We start from the raw sequence: 25,808 nt of genomic DNA on the forward strand, positions 1-25,808 counted from the left end.
CTTCTTTTTTGCCCGTGTTTCACTACTTTAGAGCTGTGAAACACACAGAGCCCCCCATCTCCGGCGCAAACGTCGGCACCTTACCCTTATCCTTCCAGAAATGGTTCGGCGAAAAAGGCTGGAGCCCGCGCGCTCATCAGCTGGAATTATCAGCCCGCGCGCGGTCCGGCGAAAACATGCTGCTCATTGCACCAACCGGTGCGGGCAAGACGCTGGGCGGCTTCATGGCCTCGCTGACCGATCTCGCAGAACGCGGCAAGGTGCCGCCCGGCTCGGCCTTCGTCGGCGTCCACACGCTCTACATTTCGCCGCTGAAAGCGCTGGCCGTCGATATCGAGCGCAACTTGATGAAGCCAGTGTCGGAAATGGGCCTGCCCATTTCGGTCGAAACCCGCACCGGCGATACGCCGCAGTCCAAGCGCCAGCGCCAGAAGCTGAAACCCCCGGACATCTTGCTGACGACGCCCGAACAGGTCTCCCTGCTGCTCGCCAACAAGGAAGCCGAACGCTTCTTCAAAGACCTGAAATATGTGGTGCTGGACGAGCTGCATTCGCTCGTCACCTCAAAGCGCGGCCATCTTCTGTCGCTGGCCTTGGCGCGCGTGCGCAAACACGCACCAGCCATGCGCACCATCGGCTTGTCCGCCACCGTCGCCGACCCCATGGATTTGCAACGCTATCTCAGCCCGCAGGCAGAAGGTGAACCCACTGCCGGTCTCATCACCGTGGATGGTGGCGCAAAGCCCGATATCGCCATTCTCGGCACGGAAGAGCGCATTCCCTGGTCCGGCCATTCGGCGCGTTATGCCATGCAGGATCTATATCCGGCCTTGAAGGCGCACAAGACGACGCTGATCTTCGTCAACACCCGCTCGCAAGCGGAGCGCATCTTCCAGGAACTCTGGACCATCAACGACGACAACCTGCCGATTGCGCTGCATCACGGCTCGCTGGATGCGGGCCAACGCCGCAAGGTGGAAGCGGCCATGGCCGACAACAAGCTGCGCGCCGTCGTCGCCACCTCCACGCTCGATCTCGGCATAGACTGGGGCGATGTCGATCTCGTCGTGCATGTGGGTGCGCCCAAGGGGGCGAGCCGCCTTGCCCAACGCATCGGCCGCGCCAATCACCGCATGGACGAACCCTCCAAGGCCATCCTCGTGCCCGCCAACCGCTTCGAGGTCATGGAATGCCGTGCAGCACTCGATGCCAACTACATCGGTGCGCAGGATACGCCGCCCATTGCCGAGGGCGCGCTGGATGTGCTGGCCCAGCATGTGCTCGGCATGGCCTGCGCCGAACCCTTCGATGCTGATGACCTCTACCGCGAAGTCACCACCGCCTCGCCCTACGCCGACCTGCCGCGCGAAACCTTCGACCGCATCGTCGATTTCACCGCTACCGGCGGCTATGCCCTGCGCACCTATGAGCGTTACGCCCGCATCCGCCAGACGAAGGACGGCTTGTGGCGCGTCTCCAACCCGCAGGTCGCCATGCAATATCGCCTCAACCTCGGCACCATTGTCGAAGCGGCAGAACTGAACGTCCGCATGGTCAAACGCAACGCCAAGGGCACCATCGGGCGCGGCGGCATGACGCTTGGCAAGGTCGAGGAATATTTCCTCGAACAGCTGGTGCAGGGCGATACCTTTCTCTTTGCCGGCAAGGTGCTGCGCTTCGAAGGCATCCGCGAGAGCGAATGCCTCGTCAGCCAGGCCTTTTCCATGGACCCGAAAATTCCCTCTTACGCTGGCGGCAAGTTTCCGCTGTCCACATATCTGGCCGACCAGGTGCGCTCCATGCTGGCCGATCCCGCCCGCTGGCATGCCCTGCCGGATCAGGTGCGCGACTGGCTGGCCATTCAGAAGGAGAAGTCCATTATCCCCAAACGGGATGAGTTGCTGGTCGAGACCTTCCCCTTCCGCAAACGTTTCTTCATGGTCATGTATCCGTTTGAAGGGCGCTTGGCGCACCAGACGCTTGGCATGCTCCTGACCCGGCGTCTGGAGCGGGCTGGGGCGAAACCGATGGGTTTCGTCGCCACGGATTATTCACTCGCCATCTGGGCGCTGGAAGATATCGGCATGCGCCTGCAATCGGACCGCCTGTCGCTGCCGGACCTGCTGGATGAGGACATGCTGGGCGACGATCTAGAGGCATGGCTCGACGAATCCTTCATGCTCAAGCGCACCTTCCGCAATTGCGCAATCATCTCCGGCCTCATCGAGCGCCGTCATCCCGGCAAGGAAAAAACCGGGCGGCAGGTCACGGTGTCGGCTGATCTTATTTATGACGTTCTTCGCAGCCATGAGCCCGATCACATCCTGCTGGAAGCCACGCGTCGTGATGCCGCAGCCGGACTTTTGGACATTGGCCGTCTTGGCGATATGCTAAGGCGAATCAAGGGCCACACCACCCATTGCGCTCTGGAGCATGTCTCGCCACTGGCCGTTCCGGTCATGATGGAAATCGGGCGCGAGACCGTTCCGGGCCAAGCTATGGACGATGTGCTGGCCGAAGCCGCCGACGAACTGATCGCGGATGCGATGTCATGATGCATCCGCCCGAAGGACGAGAAGGACAAAACCGAAACGTGCTGAGCCGACTTGCCCTGAGCGACAAACTTGCCACCGGCTTCGAATGCCTCGGCTCGGAAACCGCCATCAACGGCGTCGCCGGCTGGTGCGATCCGCTGGGCGGGCTCTACCTGCCCGAACTCTCGCTGCTGGTCGTCTCGGATCTCCACCTGGAAAAGGGGGCGGCGTTTGCCCGCCGCGGCCGCCTTCTGCCGCCCTACGACACCATCGCCACCCTCAAAATCCTGTCCTCGCTGATCACCCGCTACGACCCGAAGATCGTCGTCAGCCTCGGCGATAATTTCCACGATCGCATCGGCTCACAGCATTTGCCATTGCCCCTGCGCGATCTTATCAAGGAGATGGCCAGAGGCCGCGAATGGATATGGATCAACGGCAACCACGATCCCGATGGTACGGTGGATTTGCCGGGGTCATCGTCGGATGAAATGTTCTACCGCAACCTCATCTTCCGGCATGAACCGAAACCGGGCGCATCACCAGGCGAAATCGCCGGCCACCTCCACCCCGCCGCCACTGTCCGCCGCCGCGACAAATCGGTGCGCCGCCCGTGTTTTGCGACCGATGGGACGCGCATGTTGATGCCCGCCTTCGGCGTGCTCAGCGGTGGTCTGGATCTGCGCCACAAGGCCATGCACGGCCTGTTCGACCATTCGGCACTGGTTGCCCATCTGCTGGGCCGGGACCGGATTTATTCTGTGCGGTTCGGGAATTTGCTGGGGTAAAATTTTTTCGGATGCTCGGATGCTCGTTCGATGCGACCGCAACGGCAGCAACCCTCATCCATCATCCTGAGCCTGTCGAAGGAGAGGCGCCCCGCAGGGGCCTCGAAGGACGAGGGTTGCGGGCTTGAGGCAGAGTGTGTGGCTGGATGCTTCGAGGGCGCTGCGCGCCACCTCTCCTTCGACAGGCTCAGGATGATGCATGAGGGCGGAGTGTGTGGTTGCCCGCACCCATGAGAGGGCGGAATATGCCGCTCACCCCCCTCTGCCCTGCCGGGCATCTCCCCCTCAGGTGGGGAGATTGGTAAAAGGCACGCTCTCTGCCCAATCGTAAGCGTCAGAGAGTGATATGTCTCCAAAACATACCGTTGCCACATCACAACGCTCAAGATGGCCGAGACCCATCTACGAGTCGATCTCCCCACCTGAGGGGGAGATGCCCGGCAGGGCAGAGGTGGGTAAGCCACACCCTCAAACCTCTCCACTAAAAATACTCCCCAACAAAATCAACATCTTACCCAAAAACCCGCAATAACACCCAAAATCCTCCCGCACTTTTCTCCACGGCGCGCGAATCACCCCCACAATCTCCCCGTTCCGCCCTCGGATACACCGCAAGGCGTTGCGGCGAGGCGGGACCGGCGCTGAGGTTGAGAGGGTGACACAAACCTTTCGATCCCGGGGTCGAGCAGCAATCTCCCCGGCGGCAACGGGAGGAGAAAGACACCGGTTTCGGACCGACCGATGTCATTCTCCCGATGCCCGACCTAGTCGCCGGGTGTACCGACAGCTCATCGTCCTCCGGTCGAACGCGACCATGAGGATAGAAGCGAAAGTCAGGCGGTACACAGGAACACGCTGCATCTGCTCCGCACCAGAGATGGTGCGGACGGATCGCAAGGGGCGCACTTGGCCGGGGCTGGCGGGTGCAGAGCTTGCGGAAAACGGATCGATCCTTCCGCCCCTAGATTATCGGCGCGGGAGCAAATCGAAGGCAGATGCGGCTGAACTGGCAGGGCGAGCATCCAGCAATGGAGTTCGCCACCCGGATGGGAAGGGTCGGACGTTGACTATGTCCGACCGGTTCTCCGGCAAGGCTTCCCCCCTTTCGCCGTCCGGGTTCTGCCAGCCGTGGCAAGTGGATTGCTGTTTGGCCAAAAGAGCTGAACGGGGCGCTGTGAGGTGCCATATCTAAACTACCCAACGAGGCAGCTTGCAGCGCCCCGTCCGACTATCCATGGCCGCGAATGGTTATGGGCCCTGAGAATGAAGCATGACACGGGCAGGTACTGCCGCGTGAACGGCGAAGCTTGCGTAAGCGGTGGCCGGGATTTTTGATAGGACGAATAGGTGGTGGATGCAGATGTTCGTGGCACGAGCAGGTTTGCCGAACACGCGATAACTACCGGATACAACGGAGCAACCCTCATCCTGAGGCGCGGAGGCGAAGCCATAGCCTCGAAGGACGGGGGTTGCGGATTTGGGGCAGAGTGCGCGGCAGATGCTTCGAGGCTTTGCCCTCCGGTCAAAGCACCTCAGCATGAGGGCGGAGGGTTTGGTAAGCCCACTAGATCACACGGAGTGGAAAAGGGCACAACGAAGCAACCCTCATCCATCATCCTGAGCCTGTCGAAGGAGAGGTGCGGAGGCGAAGCCGCAGCCTCGAAGGACGGGGGTTGCGGGCTTGAGGCAGAGTGCGCGGCGGATGCTTCGAGGCTTTGCCCTCCGGTCAAAGCACCTCAGCATGAGGGCGGAAGGTGCGGTTGCCCACCCATTAAGAGGGCACAGAGTACGCCGCTCACCCCCCTCTGCCCTGCCGGGCATCTCCCCCACAGGTGGGGAGATTGGCAAGAGGCACGCTCATCCCTCTACCCAGGGGACATCAGAGGAATGACAAACAAAGCAAACTTGCTCTTACCATCATCACCGCTCAAGATCGCCAAGACGTTACCCCCAGCCAATCTCCCCACCCGTGGGGGAGATGCCGGCAGGCAGAGGGGGGCGAGCTTGCTCCGGCGTGGGCGAAGGTCGAAGGGCATATCCAACGGTAAAGTCGAGACAATCCCTGCTAAGCCTGACGAAAACCTGCTCCGGCATAACGCTTCCATTCAACCCAGAAAGGCCCTAATCCCGCCGAAACAAAAGACTCGCACCCCAGCCCGTCACCACCGCCAGCAGCACGCACAACATGCCATAGACCACTGGCGTCTGGTGTGCCGCATCGGTAATTGCCTGCTCCATGCCGGTCTTCACCACGCGCAGCCGCAGTTCCTTCTGCGCCACCGGCATGCCGCTCTTGAACAGATAGGCGCGGGCGGTGTGGACGCCGTTCGGGACGTTGGCGGGGAGGCGCAGGGTGGCCCAGAACAGGCCGGTGCGTTCCAGCCGCACGCCGGTCGTGTCGTTGCGGTAGATGCCGCTCGAAAGTTTCAGGCGGCGATAGGCATCTTGGAAGTCGTAGACATTGTCAGGCACGCCGGAAAACACCGCACTGCGCAACGGCAGATGTTCCACGCCGAGGCCCATGGCCTTCAGCGTTCCCGGCGTTGCGATATTGTCGATGTTGCGGGTGCTGGCCATGGAGTAGGATTCCGGCAGCGGCGCGAAAGTGATGGCGCTGGTGTTGATCCAGATGCCTGCCACCCGGCTTTTTTTGCGCACGGTGGAATAGTCGTTCGGGCCTTCCAGCGTCACCACGATGTCATACTGGCCGATGGCCAGCAGCAGCTGGTCGGCATTGTTCAACGCCCCGAACATGGTGAAGTCGGCACCGCGAAAATCCGACGCGATGGAGATTTCCGTGGTCGATGCGCCGATCTCGATGTTTTCCTGCAAGGGCCGCGGCTGGCCAGAGGCATCTGGCGAGATCGCCAGCGGCGGTGTCTGCGCGAAAGCTATGCCCGAGAAGGCGCAAAGGGCGGCGGCAAGAAGAGCGGCGCGGATCAATAGCCCAGCCCTCCCACGGCAACGGAAAACAGATCATCCGGCTTGATGACCAGCGTGATCGCCAGGCGCACGCCAACGGCCAGAACAAGCAGCGCCAGCAGCGCACGCAACTGTTCGCCGCGCAGTTTCTGGCCCACGCGCACGCCATATTGCGCGCCCACCACACCCGCCAGCATCAGGATGAAGGCCAGCACGATATCGACGGAAAAGTTGGTAGCCGCCTGCACGATGGTCGTATAGGCGGTGACGAAAATGATCTGGAACAGCGAGGTGCCGACGACGACATTTGTGGGTACGCGCAGCAGATAGATCATCGCTGGCACCATGATGAAGCCGCCGCCTACACCCATGATGGATGTCAGAACGCCCACGCCGAAACCCAGCGCTATGATGGGAATGACGCTGAGATAGAGCTTCGATTTTTTGAAGCGCATTTTCAGCGGCAGTCGATGAACCCAGTTGTGGTGGCCGGGACGGCGCAGTGTTACCGTTTCATTGCGGGCGGAACGACGAATGGCCGAAATGCTTTCCTTCAGCATCAGCGCGCCGACGGTGGACAGCAAAATGACGTAGAGCAGCGAAATGATCAGGTCCAACTGGCCGATGCTGCGCAGAAGCGTAAACAGCCACACGCCCAGTGTAGCTCCGCACAAGCCGCCGATCAGCAGAATACCGCCCAGCTTCACATCCAGCGTACCACGCCGGAAGTGGGTGATGGAGCCGGAAACGGAAGAGGCAACCACCTGGTTCGCGCCGGTTGCCACGGCAACGACGGGGGGAATGTTGTAGAAGATCAAAAGCGGCGTGATGAGAAATCCGCCGCCGACGCCGAACATGCCGGACAGAAAACCCACAGCCGCGCCCATGCCGAGAATGATGAAAATATTCACCGATAGTTCTGCGATGGGCAGATAGACAGTCACAATAGGACCTCGGACATGCGGACCTCGGACGTGGTTGCGTCCAAAACGGCAAAAACCGCCGTCAGGCGGGCTTTGCCACGAAGGGGTGGTATCTGTCTGAATGGCGAAGGCAGGAAACCTTGCGACCTTCAAAGGTCATGCCCTTGGTGGGCATGGCTGTCAATTATTCAACGGCAAATACGTTGATAATTTGAAAAGATCGACAAAGAGCCGAATTACTTGTTGCGAGCCAGCAACGCGGTGACCAGCTCGTCGGTGATACGGCCATCCGGAGCCTGTCCAATGGACTTCTGGAAGTTCTTGATGGCAGTCACGGTTGTGCGACCAAGCTTGCCGTCCGGTTCACCCGCCTTGAAGCCATTGTTGTTGAGAATGGCCTGAATGTTGCGGATTGCCTTCTGCATGTCCACCGACGAGGTTTTGACCTCTTCCTCAACGCCAGCCCATTCCGCTGGTGTGTTGATGGAGTTTGCTTCGTCGTTCAGCGGCGTAACCTGCCAGGCGTCCACATTGGCCTTGGCGCTAGCCAGCTGTTCGGGCCGCATCGCCTTGGCCACGTCGTCGCGCTTCTGGCCGGCATCCGCATCGCCATCACGGGCGGCAATCGCGAACCACTTGTAGGATTCTTCCAGGCTCTGCGGCACACCGCTGCCACGGGCGTAGAGAATGGCAAGGTTGAACTGGCTGTCACGAACGCCGAGGTTCGAAGCCTTGATGAACCAGTCACCCGCTGCCTTGAAATCCGGTGCGCCAGCGGCGTCGGAGGCCAGGAGAACGGCCAGATTGTGCATGGCACCGGCATTGCCCTGATCGGCGGCCAGCTGATAGTAGCGCTTGGCTTCCGGCAGATTGCGCTCTACGCCGTTCGCCTTCTCATACATGTTGCCAAGACGATATTGCGCAGGGGCCAAGCCCCGGTCGGCCGCCAGCTTGTACCACTTCGCAGCTTCAGCGCGATCGGCAGCGACGCCGCGACCATCGGTATAGCGTGCACCGATTTCAAACAGTGCCTGCCTGTCGCCCTTGGCGGCAGCATCGGCCAGGGATGGCGGGGTGATGCCTGCCGGAACGGCAATGGCCTCGGGCTCGGCGACCCGCAGGTCGGCCTGTTTGAACTCAGGCAGTTGAACCTCGGGCGTGGCGGCGACAGGCTGCAAGCGCTCAACGACACCGGAACTGCGCGATGCGGTTGGCGCAACGATGGTCGGTGTTTCCTGCGGAAGCCGTGCGCCGCCGATTGGCCTCGTATCGATCAGATGCTCGCTCTTGTCCGCATCTGCTTGCATCCGTTCACCGGCTGCCTTCGCGCTCTGGTCGATCGTGCTTTCAGACGGAACAGTCACGGCTGGTGCTACGCTGGCGGAGACCGGTTCTGCAGGTGCCGCAGGCGGGGCGGACATGGGCTCCACGCTCTTCGGCTCGATTGCGGCGGCTGGAGGTGTCGTTTCTCCACCGACGAAGGATTTGATGGCGGGCATCGCCATCATCGCCAGAAGAATGGCACCGATGCCCAAAAGAAGCGGGCGACGGTAGCGGGAAAGGGCGGAGCCTTCCTTTTCGACGGTGGCCTTGCTGCGCTGCGGGCGCGATGCAGAGCTTCTCTCCGGCACGCTTTCCTGTGCGGCAGCCTGTGCCGCGCGGCGGGCTGCGGCAATAAAGTCGGCGCGGTTGTCGCTCTCGCCTGTGCCAGCCCGGGCGGCGGCTGTCTGGCTGGCACGCACGCGCTCCAGAATTTTCTTGATGTCAGGCGCACCGGAGCCTGGCTCCAGCAATTCGGTTTCGATATCCGCCTGCAACACATCCACAGGGTCGAGCGCTGGCGCGGGATCGACCTGCGTGCGTCCGGAAACCTCAGCCGTTGGCGCGTCTTCGGTCTTTGCTGCACTGGACTTGAAACGACGGGTCAGGCCCGACAAAAGGCCACGCTTTTCCTGTGCCGCGGGCCTTTCGGCTTGCGGCGGCACCAGCGTATCGGTGTCGAGTTGACGGGCAGCATCGCTTTCGAAAGCGCTCCGCTCATCCTTGGAAATCAATCCTTCTTCGGGAAAAGTCGCGGCAGGCATCCGCGCCCCACCATCATACTCCGCCCATTCGCGGTCGGCATCCGGGGTAGCCACAGCACGCGAACCGTTGCGGCTATCGAGATTGTCGAGGCGTCCGGCAATCTGCACCAGCGTTTCATGCAGTGCTTCAAACGTGCGGTGCGTACGCTCTTCGGTGTTGCGGCTCAAACCTTCCAGCTTGCGCAGGTCGTTGGCCAGCTCTGTCAAGATTGCCATATCGGCGCTGTTTGCGGTCTGCGCCAGATTGTTGCGCGCATGCGCTTCGAGAACGGCTTCCGCCGCCTGACGTGCAGCTTCGATGATGTATTCGTCGCTGGACGCCATATATTCTTCGATGGCGGCCATGCGCTGGTCGAGTTCGGGCGACATGCCAGCGGTTTCCGCTGCAACAGGCGCTTTCGTTTCATCCAGTTTCGCGGCGATGTCGCTCAACCGATCTTCCAAACGCTTGAAGGCAGTGTCGTAGGACAAGGCCTTGGCGGGCTTGGTTTCGATCTCTTCGATCCGGCGCGCGATTTTTTCCAGCCGTTCGGCCAGCTTGTCGTTGACGGCACCCTCGCCAAGACCATCGATCTTGCGGGAGATATCCGTCAGGAAGGATGTCAGTTCCGGTTGGTTGGATGGGCGTTGCGAACGTTCCAGCAACAGGGAAAGCTGATCGAGCCGCTCACCGAGTTGCGACACGCCGCGTTCGGCAGAAAGCTCTTCGATCCGGCTCGTCAGTGCGTCGAGACGCGCGCCCAGCGCATCCGTTGGCTTTTCCGAGGCGTCGTCCTTCAATGTATCGATCTGCGCAGAGAGCGTGTTCAGACGGTTTTCCAACCGTTCGCCCAGGGCTGGATCGAAGGAGGCAGGGCGGTTTCCGGCAGCGGCGATAGCGCGGCTGATTTCGTCCAGACGCTGGTCGAGGCCAGAGAAATGCTCGCTGTAAGCCTGGTCGTTGGGCTGCATGTGCCTGCCCAGATGCTCGACTGCGCTGGCAATGGTCAGAAGCTTTTCTTCGAGCGCACGTACGGCGTTCGCATTGCCGCCCATCGAACCAAGCTGGCTTTTGATGTCGTCCAGCCGGTAGGCCAGGGCAACGATTTCTTCCTGAAGCGGGGCCGTGTCGAAACCGCGCAGAGTGCTGTCCATGGTGTCGAAGCGCTGCTCCATACGGTGCATGCTGTCTTCGCGGGCAACCTGGTCCATGAGGTTGCGCAATTCTTCGAACTCGATGCGCAGCGCTTCAGCATCCGGTGAGGGTGATCCACCCATGCGCTCTATGCTGGCGGCCAGACGTGCGACGTCCTCGCGAATATCCTCGGCGAAATCCTGATCTTCGGCAAAGGAGCGGATGTTGCGCAGTTCCGACCGCACGCCCTGCATTTCGCGGGCAACACCTTCGGAAATCTCGTGCTTCAGTTCCTGGCGGAGGCTGACGAGTGCTTCTGCCACTTCGCGCAAGGCCGCATCGCTTTGGGCTGGCTGCGGGGCGGGGCGCTCGATACGCGCTGTAGGACGGGGACGAGCTGCGGGAATGGCGGTCGAGGCGCGGTAGTCGCGCTCGACATAGCGGCGGTCCATCTCGCGTTCTGCTGCCAGATCCGTGCCGCGCGGCGTGTCTGCCTGCTGCCGTTCCCAACGGGCATCGAGCGCCTGCTGGCGCTGGCGAATTTCGTTGACGGGATCAAACCGGGGCTTAAGGGAAGGTCTTGCCGCGCCGGGTTCAAATCCTGCGCGATCGTTTTCGGACCGGAGAGCGTGAGTATCGGAGACGGGACGAGCGGGTTTTGCACCCAGCAGATCCTCGATCCGGGCTTCCAGTCCTTCAATGGTGCGATTGAGCGCGTCCAGAGACGATCTGTCGTTTTGACGATGGGAATTCGATCGCAATCCGTTCATCTTCCTGCCCGCTTCATCGTTGCCCGGTTGTTTGCTTCACCCGTTGACCGAATGGTCTGAGCGAAACAAAGGTCTTTGTATTAAAAGTGACTCCACGATTCGACGCGGTCCCTGAACAGGAACAATTGACCAAATGTGGTTAACAAATCGTTAATTAGTGATTTCTGTTTTAATACTTTCTTTAATATTTGGCTTGCGCGAAGCTTGCCGACTACACGTCAAAATCGTGCGAAATGTCATTTGACGTTTACGCGCACGTCAAATATTGTGCTCTTCATGTTTACGCCGGAGCGGTCCGGCAAACGATGCGGAGGATCATCGGTAATGCCTGTCTACAAGGCCCCTGTTCAAGATACGCTTTTCATTCTGAATGATGTGCTCGGCATTGAGCGCTACAACAATTTGCCCGGTTTCGAGGATGCGACCGCCGACATGATCGAGGCGATTACGGGTGAGGCGGCAAAACTTGCCGAAGAGCGCCTGTTTCCGCTCAATCTTTCCGGTGACCAACAGGGCTGTAAGCGTAGTGCCGATGGTTCCGTTGCCGTGCCGGATGGCTTCAAGGAAGCCTATGACGAATATTGTGCGGGTGGCTGGATCGGCCTTGCCGTGCCGCCGGAATTCGGCGGGCAGGGGCTTCCCTACACGCTGCATGCGGCCATCGGCGAATACATGTCGTCCGCCAATCTCTCGCTGATGATGTATCCGGGCCTCACGCAGGGCGCGATCGCTGCTGTCCTCGCTCACGGCTCGGATGAGCAGAAGGCGACCTATCTGCCGAAGATGGTCGAGGGCACATGGTCCGGCACCATGAACCTGACAGAGCCGCATTGCGGTACAGATCTCGGACTGCTGCGCACCAAGGCCGTGCCGCAGGCGGATGGTTCCTACAAGATCACCGGTCAGAAGATCTTCATCTCCGCCGGTGAACACTCGATGACCGACAATATCGTGCATCTTGTCATCGCCCGTATTGAAGGCGCGCCCGAGGGAACCAAGGGCATCTCGCTGTTCATCGTGCCGAAGTTCCTCGTCAATGACGACGGTTCTCTGGGTGCGCGCAACGGTGTCATCTGTGGTGCGCTGGAACACAAGATGGGCATCCACGGCAATTCAACCTGCGTCATGAATTATGATGGTGCGACGGGTTATCTGCTGGGCGCAGAGAACAAGGGCCTTTCGGCCATGTTCGTGATGATGAACGAAGCCCGTCTCGGCGTTGGTCTTCAGGGCCTGTCGGTTGGTGAAATCGCTTACCAGAACGCCGTGGAATATGCTCGCGAACGCATTCAGGGTCGTTCTCTCTCGGGTGCGAAGGCCCCGGACAAGAAGGCCGATCCGATCATCGTGCACCCGGACATTCGTCGCACGCTGATGACCATCAAGGCCTATAACGAAGCTGGCCGCGCCTTCCTGCTCTGGACTGCGCTGCAATCTGATATCGCCCACCGCGCGACCGATGAGAAGGAACGCCAGGCCGCAGACGATCTGCTCGGCCTCGTGACGCCAATCCTCAAGGGTGTGCTGACCGACAAGGGCTTCGACCACGCCGTCATGGCGCAGCAGGTGTTTGGCGGTCACGGCTATATCGAAGAACACGGCATGAGCCAGTATGTTCGCGATGCCCGCATTACCATGATCTATGAAGGTGCTAACGGCATTCAGGCGCTCGATCTCGTCGGCCGCAAGCTCGGCCTCAATGGCGGCCGCGCAGTCATGGCGCTGTTCAAGGAAATCGGTGATTTCTGCGAGGAAAACCGCACTGACGAGAGCCTTTCGCTTTACACCAAGGGTCTAAAGAAAGGCCTGAACGACCTGCAAGCCGCCACCATGTGGTTCATGCAACACGCCATGGCCAAGCCCGACAATGCCGGTGCCGGTTCCACCGACTACATGCACCTCTTCGGCCTCGTCGTGCTGGGTTACATGCAGGCACGCATGGCAAAGGCCGCGCAGGCGGCATTGTCTTCGGGTTCTGCGTCGGACGAGCAGTATCTCAAGACAAAGCTTGTCACGGCGAAGTTCTATATGGAGCGTATTCTGCCGGAAACGGCGGTTCGCAAGATTCGTATTGAGGCTGGTGCCGATACGATGATGGAATTGGCTGCTGAGGCGTTTTGAGCAGAAAATTTCTACCTCTTTGTGAGGGCGGTTACTTTTGGATTGAGAGGGAGCGCCTTGGTCTCTTCTCCCCGCCGGGGAGAAGGTCGCGGCAGCGGGATGAGGGGGCGAGTTCTCCTTACCCATCGACCCTTGCCCCCTCATCCGACCCTTCGGGCCACCTTCTCCCCCTCGGGGAGAAGAAACCATACGGCGACAACGCCGATCATATTTGGCGCTCGCGCGCCGACAGGGAGATGAGACATGACTGACGTATACATCTACGACCACGTCCGCACACCGCGCGGACGCGGCAAGAAGGATGGTTCGCTGCACGAAGTGCCGTCCGTTCGCCTCGCCGCCAAGACGCTGGAAGCCATCCGCGATCGCAACGGGCTCGACACATCCACCGTCGATGACATCATCATGGGCTGCGTCGATCCGGTCATGGATGCCGGGGCCGTCATCGCCAAGGGTGCGGCGTTTGAGGCCGGTTATTCCACCAAGGCGCCGGGCATGCAGATTTCGCGCTTCTGCGCGTCGGGTCTCGATGCCATCAACTTCGCTGCCGGAAAGATCGCAGCCGGTGCCGATGAGATCGTCATCGCAGGCGGTGTGGAAAGCATGTCGCGCGTCGGCATGGGCATGTCCGGCGGTGCCTGGTACATGGACCCTTCCGTAAGCTTCCCCGCTTACTTCATGCCGCAGGGCGTATCCGCCGATCTAATCGCCACCAAATACGGCTTCAGCCGCGATGACGTGGATGCCTTTGCCGTGGAAAGCCAGAAGCGTGCGGCGCACGCCTGGGAAAACGGCTACTTCAAGAACTCCGTCATCCCGGTCAAAGACCAGAACGGCATCACCATTCTGGATCGCGACGAGCATATGCGCCCCGGCACGGACATGCAGGCGCTCGCATCGCTCAACGCATCCTTCCAGATGCCGGGCGAAATGGGCGGCTTCGAAGCCGTCGGCATCATGGCCCACCCGGAAGTGGAGCGCATCAACTATGTCCACCATGCGGGCAATTCTTCCGGCATCGTCGATGGTGCCGCTGCCGTTCTCGTCGGCTCCAAGGCTGGCGGCGAGAGCATGGGCCTGAAACCCCGCGCCCGCATCCGCTCCTTTGCCAATATAGGTTCCGACCCGGCACTGATGCTGACCGGACCGGTTGACGTCACCGAAAAGCTGCTGGCGAAAACCGGCATGTCGATTGCCGATATCGACCTCTTCGAACTCAACGAAGCCTTCGCCGCCGTCGTGCTGCGTTACCTCCAGGCCTTCGACATCAGCCACGACAAGATGAACGTCAACGGCGGCGCGATTGCCATGGGCCACCCACTGGGTGCCACCGGCGCGATGATCCTCGGCACGGTTCTGGACGAACTGGAACGCCGCGATCTCAACACCGCACTGGTCACGCTCTGCATCGGTGCGGGCATGGGCACGGCAACGGTTATCGAGCGGGTTTGATTGGGGCAACGAGCATGGCGGGCCATCAAAACGAGACGAAGCGTCACTTCCAGACGAGGCAACTCGACAAGGACATGGCCGAGGCTGCTGAAGCAGCCGGTCGCGTTACGACCGCCGAAGGCCAAGCGCGGATGAAAGCAGAGAGACGAGGACTGATTATCGTTCTTGCTCTGCTTGTCCTCCTGCTTTGCTACCTGCTCGGCGTCTTCGGTTAGCACAAGAAATTCAGGGAAGAGGAATCCCACTATGAGCACTTACACCAATTTCACGGTCGAAACAGACGCAGACGGCATTGCCCTCGTTACCTGGGATATGCCGGAAAAATCCATGAACGTCTTTACGGCGGAGGTCATGGAAGAGCTGAACGCGATTGTTGACGCAACCGTTGCAGACGCGGCTGTCAAGGGCGTGGTCTTCACGTCAGGTAAGAGCAGCTTTTCCGGCGGCGCAGACCTGTCGATGATCAAGTCCATGTTCTCCTTCTACAATGAAGAGAAGGCGAAGAACCCGGATGAAGCGTCCAAGAAGCTGTTCGATCTCGTCGGCAAGATGAACGGCCTGTTCCGCAAGATCGAGACCAACGGCAAGCCATGGGTTTCCGCCATCAACGGCACCTGCATGGGCGGCGCGCTGGAACTTTCGCTGGCCTGCCACGGTCGCGTGGCCTCCAACGCCAAGAGCGTCAAGCTGGCGCTGCCGGAAATCAAGGTTGGCATTTTCCCCGGTGCCGGTGGCACGCAGCGCGTGTCGCGCCTGACCGATGCGCAATCCGCGCTTCAAATGATGACGACTGGCCAGTCGCTGACGGCCAGCCGCGCCAAGTCCATGAACCTCGTGCATCAGGTGGTGGAGCCGGATCAACTGATCCCCGCCGCCAAGCAGATGATCAAGGACGGCCTGAAACCCGTTGCTCCATGGGATGAAAAAGGCTTCAAGGCCCCCGGCGGCGGCATCTGGACGCCCGCTGCCGCGCAGCTCTGGCCCGCAGCCCCGGCCATTCTGCGCCGCGAAAGCGCTGGCAATTATCCGGCAGCGCTCGCCATTCTCAAATGCGTTTACGAAGGCCTGCAATTGCCTTTCGACACCGCCTTGAAGGTGGAGCAGCGCTATTTCACGGAAATCCTTCGCTCGAAAGAAGCGTTTGCGATGATCCGCTCGCTGTTCATTTCCATGCAGGAACTGGGCAAGGGCGCTCGCCGTCCGGCTGGTCAGCCGAAGAGCGATCTGAAACATGTCGGCATCGTCGGCGCGGGCTTCATGGGCGCGTCTATCGCTTACGTCACCGCCGTTGCCGGTCTCGATGTCACCCTCATCGACCGCGATGACGAAGCCGCAGCCAAGGGCAAAACCACCTGCGAAGGTCTGGTCAAGGACAGCGTTGGCAAAGGCCGCATGACGCAGGAAGAGGGTGCCGCCATCCTCGCCCGCATCACGCCAAGCTCGGATTACGCCTCGCTCAAAACCGCAAACCTCGTCATCGAAGCCGTGTTCGAAGACCGCGACGTGAAGAAGGCCGTCATCGAAGCCGTGGAAGCCGTGCTCCCCGAAGGTGCGATCTTCGCCTCCAACACCTCCACTTTGCCCATCACCGGCCTGGCGCAAAACTCCAAGCGCCCGACGGATTTCATCGGCATCCACTTCTTCTCGCCAGTCGAAAAGATGATGCTGACGGAAGTCATTTTGGGCAAGGAAACCGGCGACAAGGCGCTGGCAGTAGCTCTGGATTACGTCGCGAAAATCAAGAAGACGCCAATCGTGGTCAATGACACCCGTGGCTTCTTCGTCAATCGCTGCGTGCTGCGTTACATGGCCGAAAGCTATGACATGCTGATCGAAGGCGTGCCTGCGGCCATGATCGAAAACGCCGCGAAGTTCGCCGGCATGCCGGTCGGCCCGCTGGCGCTGAACGACGAAGTCGCCATCGACCTCTCCTACAAGATCCTCAAGGCCACCGTCGCTGATCTGGGCGAGAAAGCGGTTGATCCGCGCCACATGGAGCTGGTCAAGAAAATGGTGGAAGGCGAAGGCCGCTTTGGCCGCAAGAATGCCAAGGGCTTTTACGATTATCCGGCCAAGCCTGCCAAGAAGTCTCTCTGGCCCGGCCTGAAAGACCTTTACGCGCAGAAGAAGCCTGAGGATGTAGACATGGACGTGCTGAAACAGCGCTTCCTCGTCACCATCGCGCTGGAGGCAGCGCGCACGGTTGAAGAAGGCATCGTCACCGATCCGCGCGAGGCCGATGTCGGCTCCATCCTCGGCTTCGGCTTTGCGCCATATACCGGTGGCGCGCTGTCTTACATCGATGGCATGGGCGTGAAGACCTTCGTGGAACTGGCGGAGAAACTGAGCCAGAGCTACGGTCCGCACTTCGCACCGACACCGCTGCTTAAGGACATGGCCGCCAAGGGCGAGACCTTCTATGGGCGGTTCGATCCATACGGCAGTGCCGCAAAGGCGGCATAAAGATCACTCAACCGACGACAGGCCCTTCGGGGCCTGTTTTTTATACGAGCGTTGCTGTGACGGTATCCGTTATGCCATGGCTTGATTGTTATGAGATTGCAAAACTATACATCGACGCAACCATTTTTCGACGAAATACACGTGCGAGATAAATGCATAATTCTTTGGGTTGAGACCGTTAGAGCAAAAATTATCATATTCTACATAACGGAATTTGGGATCGCCCATTAACCGTCTCAATATCATTCTGCATTACTTGCAATTATTTGGTTTCATAAAGCTGTATTTTTATTTTATATCCACTTTGGCAATGGCTGAGGCACCTTTGCTGCTGGTTAAGCGCGCCTCAACCCAAAGGATTTCCCATGAAAAGAATTATTCTCGCCGCTGCCATCGTGCTTGCTCCATTTTTTGCCCAGGCCGGAACACTCAAATTTCCAAGCGACGCGCCTATCGCTTCCGTAAAAATCCCGGATGACTGGGAACCCAAGGAAACCATTTCCGGCATCGAGGCGACCTCGCCTGACGCAGCCATCTATTTTTCGATAGATGTCGCCACTGACGAGAACATGGACAAGGTCATCGAAGACGCCATCAAATTTCTCACCGATAACGGCGTGACCATCGATGAAAAGACCAAGTCCGATTCTGGCGATGTCGAAATCAACGGCATGACATTCGGCAGCATCGAGTTCGACGGCAAGGATGCCGATGGTCCGGTCGAGGTCTCGCTTGGCTTTGCATCTCCCAAGGAAGGCAAAATGCTGGTCGTGACCTACTGGGGTACAAAAGCCACGCAGGATGCACACAGCAAGGAACTGGTCGGCATTCTAAAATCGCTGAAGCCAGCAAAGTAGGCTTTTCGGCGGGTTTTGATCTTCCGCATCGGTTCAAGAACAAAACACTGCATCCTTTTGTGTCCTTCTGCGTTTGCAATTCATCCACGATCTGGCCGCAACTCTTGCGGCCAGAATTGCACATGAGAGGAAAATTGCATGAGGGCGCCGATACGTTCCCATGGGTTCGACAAGCCGTCAGACCTTGAAGACGAACTTTCTCAACTGGATGATGATGTGAAGCCAACAGCAAGCAAGCCTGCCGCCCGTTCCAAGTCGCCGGAAAAAGCCACGATCGATGCGTCGTTGCGCAAAGAGGTTCAAGAACTCCGCGGCGAGGTGGATTCCATTCGCAAACAGGTGGAAAAGCTTCAGGCCGCTCGCTCCATTGTGTCGCAGCCGACCTCATCCCATCAACGTCACAGCAGCGATGTCGCCAACTGGCTTCCAGTCGTCCGCTCCGTCGCGATTACCTCACTTGCGGGACGCATTTTTGCATCTTCGCCGATCATGGCACTGCTGGTTGCGGCAGTACCCTTCGCGCTTGGAATGACCGCAGGATCGAAATAGGCGAAGCCGAACTGCTGATGTGAGCGGTGGTCCGGCTAAACCTAGCTGTTTACGTCGGACATTCGCTGCAATGAGGAGCACCTCTACGCCATCCACAAGCGCTGCCAAAAAACTGTCAAAAAAGTTGAAGCAAGCGCTTGCCATGGCCGAACAAGATGTTATAACCCCGCTCACTTCCGGGGCAGAATGCTTCTGCGGCGCTTACCAAAAGCGATGGTTCGTCAAGAACCTGAAGTGCCCGAATAGCTCAGTTGGTAGAGCAGCGGATTGAAAATCCGCGTGTCGGTGGTTCAAATCCGCCTTCGGGCACCATTTTATCTCTTTGATATCGTTGAATATAATGGTGTTTTGCAGTTTTACTGCGTCAAGTTTCTAGACAGTCGCTTTTTATTTTCTAGACACTTTCGTTCGTCGCCTGTTCACTTCAGCACTAAACGCATCGACCGTTTCCGTCATGTTTTTGCTCATGTCGGCTCGCCTTGAATAGTGTTTCGCCATGGCTTCAGTCTTCTGTCCGAGCATGTTTGCGATGGTCGCTGGATCCTTGCCCATCTCACGGAGGATGGTAGCCACTGTGTGCCGCAGTCCCTTGAGGGTTAGGCCTGGCTGAATGACGCCTTTTTCCTCAAGCTTCACTTTTATCCTGTGCCAACTAGTGCTGAAACCATTGTATGTCCAAGGCTTGCCGTAGCTGTTTGCGCAAAGGGTGGGTGCGTTATGGTCAGGTGAAGAAACTAGAACGTCCTTTGCAGGATCTGGCATCGGCATCCAAACGGGTACTCCTGTCTTACCTCGGCGGGTGTCGATCATGCCATCACAGACGGCTGTGCGTGGCAGCCTGAGTGCATCCTGTGGATCAAGGCCGCAGTACATCATCAAAGCTATCGGCAAGCGCATGTGATCCGGCAGTGCCGCTTCGACTTCCTCACGCTCATAGTCTGTCCAAGGGCGGTTTGCCTCAGCCGCGTCTTTGGTCTTTCGAACTCGCTTCACCTTCGTGACGGGATTTACGGTCGCCATCTCCATCTCGATCGCATGCTCGAACAAAATGGATAGTACTGTCAGCGTGTAGTTGGCGAACTTGCGCTTTTTTTGCTCGAAGACTTTATCGCGCAGACGAGAGAGTGATCCATGGGTTAGGTCCGTCAAAGGTGAGTCAGCAAGCTTTTGAAGATAGTCTAAAACCTTTTGGTAGTCTGAGCGCGTTCGATCAGCCAGTGACTTGAACCCTGCCGAGCTACGATATGACGTGATGAGGGCACCCAGAGTGCCTGCCTTCGCTTTTACTTCAGTGAGGCCTGCGTTAAGGGCGGCAAGCTCCACGAAGAACTCGGGCGAACCAAACTCGGCGGTGATCCGCTTGCCCGTCTTACGATGATAGGCGTACCACTTGTCAGTTTTGGGCTCGTGATAGCGTTTGACGCCCTTAACACGCACTATGGTCATAATTTCTCCATCAACTCGTCGAACTTCGAAATCGGTGATGATCCGACGTCTCTGAAGCCATCTATCCATTTATCGATGTCCCACACGTCGTAACGGAGCATCCTAGCTCCGTTGCCTAAAGCGATGGGCCGGACAGGACATGCCGCGCCAAATGTCGAGACCGCCAAGCCGCAATATTGCGCGGCTTGGCTTTTTGTTAAAAGCCTCTGAGGGAAGTTGTCGTTGCCCGCTTTTCGCGTCATGGGGTGACCTGCTTGGCGGCGGGTGCTGCGGTTACAGTGATTTTGAAATCAGCGTTCGCCCAAGTCTGCTTCGCGAAGTCCCAGATCAAATCGTTTCCAATAGTCGATGCACCCGGGCCAAAGAACATATTCTCCCAATTGTTCTCTGTCGTGTAATACGTCTCGGTGTCCGCCACGTCCTGCACCCGTGCGGAGAGGGCGGAGCGAATGGCTGCGTCGTGATACTGTTGGCAGTGGGCTTTGGCTTCGTGTTGGGTATCGAAAGCTATGACGACGCCGTGCACCCTCGGGAGCATGTAATAGCCATTATGAAGCGGCTCCCATTTGTCATCCAAGCGTTGAACCCGATAGTGACCCGTAGGTGATGACGCCTCAATATCCTTCCACTCCAAAGTCTTCACAGCAACGGATGACGCGGGCTTCACCGGCTTCGCGTCCGTCGATAGGGCGGCTTCGAGGTCGGCGACCGCGGCATGAGCCCGTCGGACATGACCGAACGTCATCTCCAAATCGCCTTCAAGCGTTGATCCCACGCTGTCCTCGTCTGGGTCTGACATTACCAGCGCGCCGGTATCGTTGGCCACAATGGCGACTAGCGCGTTCAGGTCTTCCAGCGCCTTCTTGATTGCCATCACCATCATCTTCTCCCCGAATTATCATTCGCTGGCACCAGCGCGCGCAGCGCCGAAGCGATCACGCGATTGCGGCTGGTGTGTCGACGCTCGTGCCAGCGCGCTACAGCATCGGCGACGCTTGGCGAAAGGCTGGCTGGAAGGTTGGCAATCACCTCCAAGCCGTCGCCGTTATACGGAGGAGGGGTGTAGGACGTGGCTTTGTAGGGTTCTCTTCTCATGGTGGTCTCCTGTGGTGTGGCGGTGGTGGTGGTGCTTTGGTAGGGACTTCGGGCTAGTAAGCCCAGATCAGCAAGGCCGTAATGAAAAGCGAGATCGCCAGAAAACCGGCAATGTCCTGCATCAGCTGTTTGTGCTCGAAAAGGATGATTTGCTGGACAGTCAGTAGAGCTGGAGTGGCTGAAGCGGTCATAGGCGGCCCTCCCGCTTCATACGGCGCTGCCAAAGCCACTTGGGATAGTTGAGCCACACGTAGAACAGCACAATGGAGACAACTATCAATCCGAGGAATGCCACACCGGTCCATTCGGGAAGCCCCCACGGCACTGTGGTGACCGTGCCAGAGCAGACATTATGGATTTCGTTGTAGCCGAACCGACCGACGTCTCGTAGGCACTGGGCCATATTCAGGTCAACGCCGCTCATTCGCCAGCCTCAAGCGGCATAGGCGCGACCTGACCGCAGACCGAGAGAATGTCGTAGGTGCCGCCATGCTCATGAAATAGGCGAGCGGCTTCCGTCAGCGCGGAATCATAGGAGGGATGCTCAAAGGGCCACATGCAGGGACGAATGCGTCCAGTGCTGTCGCCACGGCGCATTACGAAGTGGCCACCGCCGACTTCCTCGCCGTTGCGCGGCTTCTTGGGAAAGCGGCGCATGTACTCGTATTTCGTCTTAGGGCGGCCGTGTTTCTTGGCCTTGTGGTCTGGGCGCAGCATGCGCTCATCGGACTGGGCAGTTGCGCCTGCGGCTGCAACGGTAACGTCGAACTCGTCGGGTCTTGGTCTGTACATGGTAGTCTCCTCTTGTGGTGGCCAGCTGGTTGCTGGGTACAAGAGGAGATATAGACCGGTATCGGATTTACGTCAACCGTTAAAGCGTTAAACCGTTATTTTTGGGCGTAATCGATTTTATGGACGGAAACGATCTGATCGCGAGGGTACTTTATCTCCTCGGGAGGATTGAACTGAAACACGACCAAGAAGCTCGGCTCCCATCGCACAAACTCTTTGATGAAGCCGCGCGGAACGCCGTCCTCTTCCTTCGGCGCGAGTTGAACAATCACGTCATCGCCACGAGCGTAGCTCTTCGGCGGGTTAGTCCACACCGTTTCGCCAGGTTTATACCGAGGATACATGCTCTCGCCGTCCACGTATGTCGCGTATGCTTCACTCACTCCAACTAAGTGAGGTGGCCTCCATTCCCAACCCATGACTTGTCCATTGAACTCAAACTCACCCTCTGACCCTCCCTTTGACCTGCCCAATATAGGCACGTCACGCTCCCCAGATGGCGGTTTAGGAGCGGCAAATATTTTAGCTGTCGCAGTACCCATTGGTCCCATGGCCTGCCGAAGTGCGGGAATCATGCGTTCCTGCTTTTCTGATTCTGCAGTTGCTTCGGCCATAAGGTCGAGGAAGTCCGACTCGGATAGACCCAGTTCTTTGGCCAGTTTCTGCCAATTGCGCATCATGCTGATCTTTCCCTTCTCCCAATCGGAGATGGTTGTCTGCTGCACGCCAAAAAGGTTGCCGAACGCCTTCTGCGTCAAGCCCATCTCTTTTCGTTTTATGCGTATGATGTCACTCAGCTTTTCCATGTTTACCGGTATAACGGAAATAATCTCAAAAATAAAACCGGTTTAGAGTTGACACTAAACCGGTAAAACGGTAGTTTGTGATTGTCAGCGGCGATTACCGGTGACTGAGGCCTCCCACCGGCCAATCGATCATAATGAGGAATGAAATGAAACAAGACCTTTTCGAAAATACCCACGAAACGGACTACGAAAGAAGAAGAGCGTCGACCCAAGCGATGATCGCAAGAAGAAGACGGGAGCATGAGGCTCCCGCGCCCAGAAGAAGATGGCGGCCAATGACGGGGCCGCCTTGATAGGCTCGCAGGGATGCGGGCCATTTTGCATTTTATAGGAACGCTAAAAAAGGGGAGGCCGAAATGAGAAACATCGCAAACCACATTCTGGATACCCGAACGTCACCGGCGAAAGCTTGTGGCGTTTTCGTCGTTCCTCAGAAAACGAAAAGGGGCGTAATGACCCGGCACCACCCGTAGTCCGCCCCTTCTCCGTACTAACGCGCCGAGGAGACCTTCGCCGTAAGGCGGGATCAAAGCACGCGTTCCATATCCGACACCACATCGGACGACTGCTATCTACACAAATTTGTGTAAATGGTCAACAAGTATTTTGGGAGACCAGCCCATCATGCCGTGACCACTCGCTCTGAAAGGATAATGACATGGATGGCCTCAACGTTCTTCACCTCGACCGGTACGCCGTTGTAACGGGCCAGCTGAACTCCGCCATTGCTCATAGACTCAAAGCGACCGATCCAAGCGTAGCCGCCGGAGTGAGCCATAATATCGTCGCCGGGGGAGGGCCATCGCGAAGGATCAAGCCAAGCTTTTACGCCGACGTGAAAGATAGGCTCCATAACCTTCGTGTCGATCACGATAGCATAACGGCCCTCGGGGATCCGCTTACGGCCATCGTTGATAGGCTGAAACTTCCACTTGCCGTCTTTGCGATCCGACATGGAGCCGTAAACGCGAGCGGCGACAAATCCCGATATCTTGTTCGGGCTCTCGGCCTGACTGGCCTCTCTCGCCATGTCGGCGACTTCTGTCTCAGGAATGCCAAGGAATGCAGCGATCTTGGGGTAAATCACAGGTCTGGGAACGGCACCACGTTTCCAGGTGCTAAAGGTTTGCTGAGGTACGCCTAATTCTTCGTAGACGGCGCGATCCTTCACGCCTCTTCGCTTTTGCTCTTTCAGTATCGACTGCAAGAGCTGTGACTTTACCTCAGGCATACAACCCCGCTACGGACAAAACCTTGACAAATTTGTAAAAAGAGTTTAGTTTCATAATCCACCCGCCTTGTCAACCACAAGCCGGTCACCACCCAGAAGACACCACACGAGGAGACTACATGACAATGATCACCAGCACGATGCTGGCGGATATGCACGTGCGCCGTGAGAACGGTGAAAGCGTCGCAGATATCGCCACCAGATACAACGTAAAGCCAATGGCTGCATACCAGCGACTGCGCCGTGCGTATGGCCTGTCCGCAAGATTGCCGGGGCCGGCCAACGACAACAACTCGAACCGCACGACACACATGGCAGCCCGAAACGGCGGTTGCTCCACCCTGTCTGGCCTTATGCCAGTTTCTCTGCCGCGCGTTGTCACTGCTGCCAACGACAACGATGCCGACCTGCAGGCCGGGATGGCGATCAACGAGTATGCGTTGCGCGGGGTGGCGGCATGAGCTGCGAGTGCTATTTCTTCGACTTCGGTGACGAGGTCCGCAACAAGCAAAATCCAAATTTGACCGGCCTCGTTATCGGCGAACGTGACTGGGGCGGCGAGTATCTCGTTCGCTTGGCAGACGGCGCATCAACGATCTGGTGGCACTCAGTCGAGATCGAGCACGATCCACATGGCCAGCCACCCGCGAAGGAAGACGACGACACCAACGTCGTGCGTGTGGACTTCAAAAAAAGGCAGGTTTTGACCGCCGAAACACCAACAGAGGGAGTAGCGTGATGGGTGAGTTTAAGAAGGGTGATTTCGTTCGCAGAACTAGCGGTAGCTCGCTTCATACGAGCGCTGGTAATCATGAATCTGGCTTTGTTGGTCAGGTTTCAGATTTGAAGTTTCGCGGCGGCACCAACGACATAATTTTCACGAATGGTCACGAGGGTATCGCGCAGAATTACGAACCTTGGCAGCCGCGCGTCGGCGAGCGGGTGCGGGTCACGATTGATGCAAATAATCAGTGGGCTGGTGTTGAAGAGGTCACTGAAATCCGCAATTTCATATTTATTGTCTCGATGAAAACAGGTCAGTTCGCTGGCAAGCCAGGCGGATTCTACGTCCGAGACCTCGAACCATTCCTCTCCACCACCGCCACACCAGAACAGCCCGCCACCCTAAAGATCAAGGCAGGCAAGTTCTACAAGACGCGCGATGGCCGTAAGGTCGGGCCGATGGCGGCTTGGCCTGATGAACAGGATTGCTTCAAGTCTTCTGACCTACTCTGCGGGGGTCTGTGGAAAACAGACGGCGGCTCTTATTTTAAGGGCGCAAGCGACAGTCCAGACCTCATCGCCGAATGGATCGACGAGCCTGCCGCCAAGGCGAAAGCCAGCAACGACAACGCGCAGCCGAAGTTCAAGGTTGGTGATCGGGTCGATGTGACTGGAAATCGGCCGTACTTGATAAGCAAAATCGGTCAATCCGGAATTGTAGAGATCGTGCACGGCGTCGGGGAGTATACGGTTAAGCTCGACAACAGCGGCTCGTTTTCTTTCATTGACGCCGAGTTGACGTTGGCAGCCACACCCACCACCACCACCATCGTCGCCCTCATCGAAAACGGCCAGCCCAAGCCATCCTCAACGCCGCATGTCCACACTTCCACCGGCGCAGCCGAGAAGGAAGCCAAGCACCTCGCCGCAAAACACAAAGGCCAGCAGTTCGGCGTGTTCACTTTGACCACGACGCACGAGGAAGCCACGACGGTCTATGACCACAAGTGGCAGAACCTTGCGGTTCTGGGCCTCAAGATAGACGCCATCAAGGAATTGCGCAGCATCACCGGCATGGGCCTGAAGTCTGCCAAGGATGCAGTCGAGTACTTCCTCGACGCAGCCTAACCACCAAAGC

Annotated in this window: 22 protein-coding genes and 1 tRNA gene; 12 read left to right on the forward strand and 11 right to left on the reverse strand. The window is 58.3% G+C overall.

Annotated features, from left to right (window positions below):
* Nucleotides 1–56 precede the first annotated feature (56 nt).
* Nucleotides 57–2,555: a ligase-associated DNA damage response DEXH box helicase gene (locus CPJ18_RS02205; protein WP_407026453.1), complete on the forward strand. Its 2,499-nt coding sequence runs from the start codon at nt 57–59 to the stop codon at nt 2,553–2,555.
* Nucleotides 2,556–2,593: 38 nt separating this feature from the next.
* Nucleotides 2,594–3,322, forward strand: coding sequence for a ligase-associated DNA damage response endonuclease PdeM (gene pdeM / locus CPJ18_RS02210; protein WP_103656960.1), 729 nt, complete (start codon nt 2,594–2,596; stop codon nt 3,320–3,322).
* A 2,121-nt stretch (nt 3,323–5,443) separates the two neighbouring features.
* On the opposite strand, the gene CPJ18_RS02225 is transcribed toward pdeM, so the two are convergent.
* The 3 genes from CPJ18_RS02225 to CPJ18_RS02235 form a co-directional block, all read right to left on the reverse strand.
* Nucleotides 5,444–6,265, reverse strand: a complete 822-nt coding sequence (locus tag CPJ18_RS02225; protein ID WP_153366833.1) for a TIGR02186 family protein — start codon at nt 6,263–6,265, stop codon at nt 5,444–5,446.
* Complete coding sequence (locus CPJ18_RS02230) at nt 6,262–7,188, reverse strand: sulfite exporter TauE/SafE family protein (protein WP_077105247.1); 927 nt, start codon at nt 7,186–7,188, stop codon at nt 6,262–6,264. The genes CPJ18_RS02225 and CPJ18_RS02230 overlap by 4 nt, the downstream gene beginning before the upstream one ends.
* A gap of 215 nt (nt 7,189–7,403) precedes the next feature.
* Nucleotides 7,404–11,135 (reverse strand): peptidoglycan-binding protein, encoded by a 3,732-nt coding sequence (locus CPJ18_RS02235; RefSeq protein WP_103656805.1) that lies wholly within the window; start codon nt 11,133–11,135, stop codon nt 7,404–7,406.
* 324 nt (nt 11,136–11,459) lie between these two features.
* On the opposite strand from CPJ18_RS02235, the gene CPJ18_RS02240 reads away from it, so the two are divergent.
* From CPJ18_RS02240 to CPJ18_RS02275, 7 genes are all read left to right on the forward strand, one after another.
* The gene (locus CPJ18_RS02240; protein WP_103656806.1) at nt 11,460–13,256 is read left to right on the forward strand and encodes an acyl-CoA dehydrogenase C-terminal domain-containing protein; all 1,797 of its coding nucleotides are present in this window, start codon (nt 11,460–11,462) and stop codon (nt 13,254–13,256) included.
* Nucleotides 13,257–13,499: 243 nt separating this feature from the next.
* Nucleotides 13,500–14,708, forward strand: coding sequence for an acetyl-CoA C-acetyltransferase (locus CPJ18_RS02245; protein ID WP_103656807.1), 1,209 nt, complete (start codon nt 13,500–13,502; stop codon nt 14,706–14,708).
* Between the two features lie 14 nt (nt 14,709–14,722).
* The gene (locus CPJ18_RS02250) at nt 14,723–14,923 is read left to right on the forward strand and encodes a hypothetical protein (RefSeq protein ID WP_103656808.1); all 201 of its coding nucleotides are present in this window, start codon (nt 14,723–14,725) and stop codon (nt 14,921–14,923) included.
* A 31-nt stretch (nt 14,924–14,954) separates the two neighbouring features.
* Nucleotides 14,955–17,171, forward strand: coding sequence for an FAD-dependent oxidoreductase (locus CPJ18_RS02255; RefSeq protein ID WP_103656809.1), 2,217 nt, complete (start codon nt 14,955–14,957; stop codon nt 17,169–17,171).
* A 365-nt stretch (nt 17,172–17,536) separates the two neighbouring features.
* Nucleotides 17,537–18,028 carry a histidine kinase gene (locus tag CPJ18_RS02260; RefSeq protein WP_077118665.1) on the forward strand — a complete coding sequence of 164 codons (492 nt, stop codon included), beginning with the start codon at nt 17,537–17,539 and terminating at the stop codon, nt 18,026–18,028.
* A 138-nt stretch (nt 18,029–18,166) separates the two neighbouring features.
* Entirely contained in the window at nt 18,167–18,577 is a 411-nt protein-coding gene (locus CPJ18_RS02265) for a hypothetical protein (protein WP_103656810.1), read from the forward strand.
* 236 nt (nt 18,578–18,813) lie between these two features.
* A tRNA-Phe gene (locus CPJ18_RS02275) sits at nt 18,814–18,889 on the forward strand.
* Between the two features lie 75 nt (nt 18,890–18,964).
* On the opposite strand, the gene CPJ18_RS02280 is transcribed toward CPJ18_RS02275, so the two are convergent.
* From CPJ18_RS02280 to CPJ18_RS02310, 8 genes are all read right to left on the reverse strand, one after another.
* On the reverse strand, nt 18,965–20,023 hold the full coding sequence (locus CPJ18_RS02280) for a tyrosine-type recombinase/integrase (RefSeq protein WP_103656812.1): 1,059 nt from the start codon (nt 20,021–20,023) through the stop codon (nt 18,965–18,967).
* A 238-nt stretch (nt 20,024–20,261) separates the two neighbouring features.
* On the reverse strand, nt 20,262–20,903 hold the full coding sequence (locus CPJ18_RS02290) for a hypothetical protein (RefSeq protein ID WP_146258635.1): 642 nt from the start codon (nt 20,901–20,903) through the stop codon (nt 20,262–20,264).
* Nucleotides 20,903–21,118 carry a hypothetical protein gene (locus tag CPJ18_RS26530; RefSeq protein ID WP_146258636.1) on the reverse strand — a complete coding sequence of 72 codons (216 nt, stop codon included), beginning with the start codon at nt 21,116–21,118 and terminating at the stop codon, nt 20,903–20,905. The genes CPJ18_RS02290 and CPJ18_RS26530 overlap by 1 nt, the downstream gene beginning before the upstream one ends.
* A gap of 53 nt (nt 21,119–21,171) precedes the next feature.
* Nucleotides 21,172–21,309 carry a hypothetical protein gene (locus tag CPJ18_RS26725; protein ID WP_167397811.1) on the reverse strand — a complete coding sequence of 46 codons (138 nt, stop codon included), beginning with the start codon at nt 21,307–21,309 and terminating at the stop codon, nt 21,172–21,174.
* On the reverse strand, nt 21,306–21,542 hold the full coding sequence (locus CPJ18_RS02295; protein ID WP_103656814.1) for a hypothetical protein: 237 nt from the start codon (nt 21,540–21,542) through the stop codon (nt 21,306–21,308). The genes CPJ18_RS26725 and CPJ18_RS02295 overlap by 4 nt, the downstream gene beginning before the upstream one ends.
* Nucleotides 21,539–21,910, reverse strand: coding sequence for a hypothetical protein (locus CPJ18_RS02300; RefSeq protein WP_103656815.1), 372 nt, complete (start codon nt 21,908–21,910; stop codon nt 21,539–21,541). Before CPJ18_RS02300 ends, CPJ18_RS02295 begins: the two co-directional genes overlap by 4 nt.
* Before the next feature lie 95 nt (nt 21,911–22,005).
* Nucleotides 22,006–22,716 (reverse strand): LexA family transcriptional regulator, encoded by a 711-nt coding sequence (locus CPJ18_RS02305; RefSeq protein WP_103656816.1) that lies wholly within the window; start codon nt 22,714–22,716, stop codon nt 22,006–22,008.
* A gap of 622 nt (nt 22,717–23,338) precedes the next feature.
* Nucleotides 23,339–23,947 (reverse strand): S24/S26 family peptidase, encoded by a 609-nt coding sequence (locus CPJ18_RS02310; protein WP_103656817.1) that lies wholly within the window; start codon nt 23,945–23,947, stop codon nt 23,339–23,341.
* 119 nt (nt 23,948–24,066) lie between these two features.
* Here CPJ18_RS02310 and CPJ18_RS02315 point away from each other — a divergent pair, with 119 nt between their 5' ends.
* Genes CPJ18_RS02315 through CPJ18_RS02325 form a run of 3 tightly spaced genes read left to right on the forward strand, consistent with a single transcriptional unit; the run spans nt 24,067 to nt 25,798 of the window.
* Nucleotides 24,067–24,408 (forward strand): hypothetical protein, encoded by a 342-nt coding sequence (locus CPJ18_RS02315; RefSeq protein WP_103656818.1) that lies wholly within the window; start codon nt 24,067–24,069, stop codon nt 24,406–24,408.
* Complete coding sequence (locus tag CPJ18_RS02320) at nt 24,405–24,686, forward strand: hypothetical protein (protein ID WP_103656819.1); 282 nt, start codon at nt 24,405–24,407, stop codon at nt 24,684–24,686. The genes CPJ18_RS02315 and CPJ18_RS02320 overlap by 4 nt, the downstream gene beginning before the upstream one ends.
* Entirely contained in the window at nt 24,686–25,798 is a 1,113-nt protein-coding gene (locus CPJ18_RS02325) for a ribosomal protein L7/L12 (RefSeq protein WP_103656820.1), read from the forward strand. The genes CPJ18_RS02320 and CPJ18_RS02325 overlap by 1 nt, the downstream gene beginning before the upstream one ends.
* The last annotated feature ends 10 nt before the right edge of the window (nt 25,799–25,808 follow it).

This window comes from Agrobacterium rosae, from assembly GCF_002915175.1.
GTDB lineage: Bacteria > Pseudomonadota > Alphaproteobacteria > Rhizobiales > Rhizobiaceae > Agrobacterium > Agrobacterium rosae.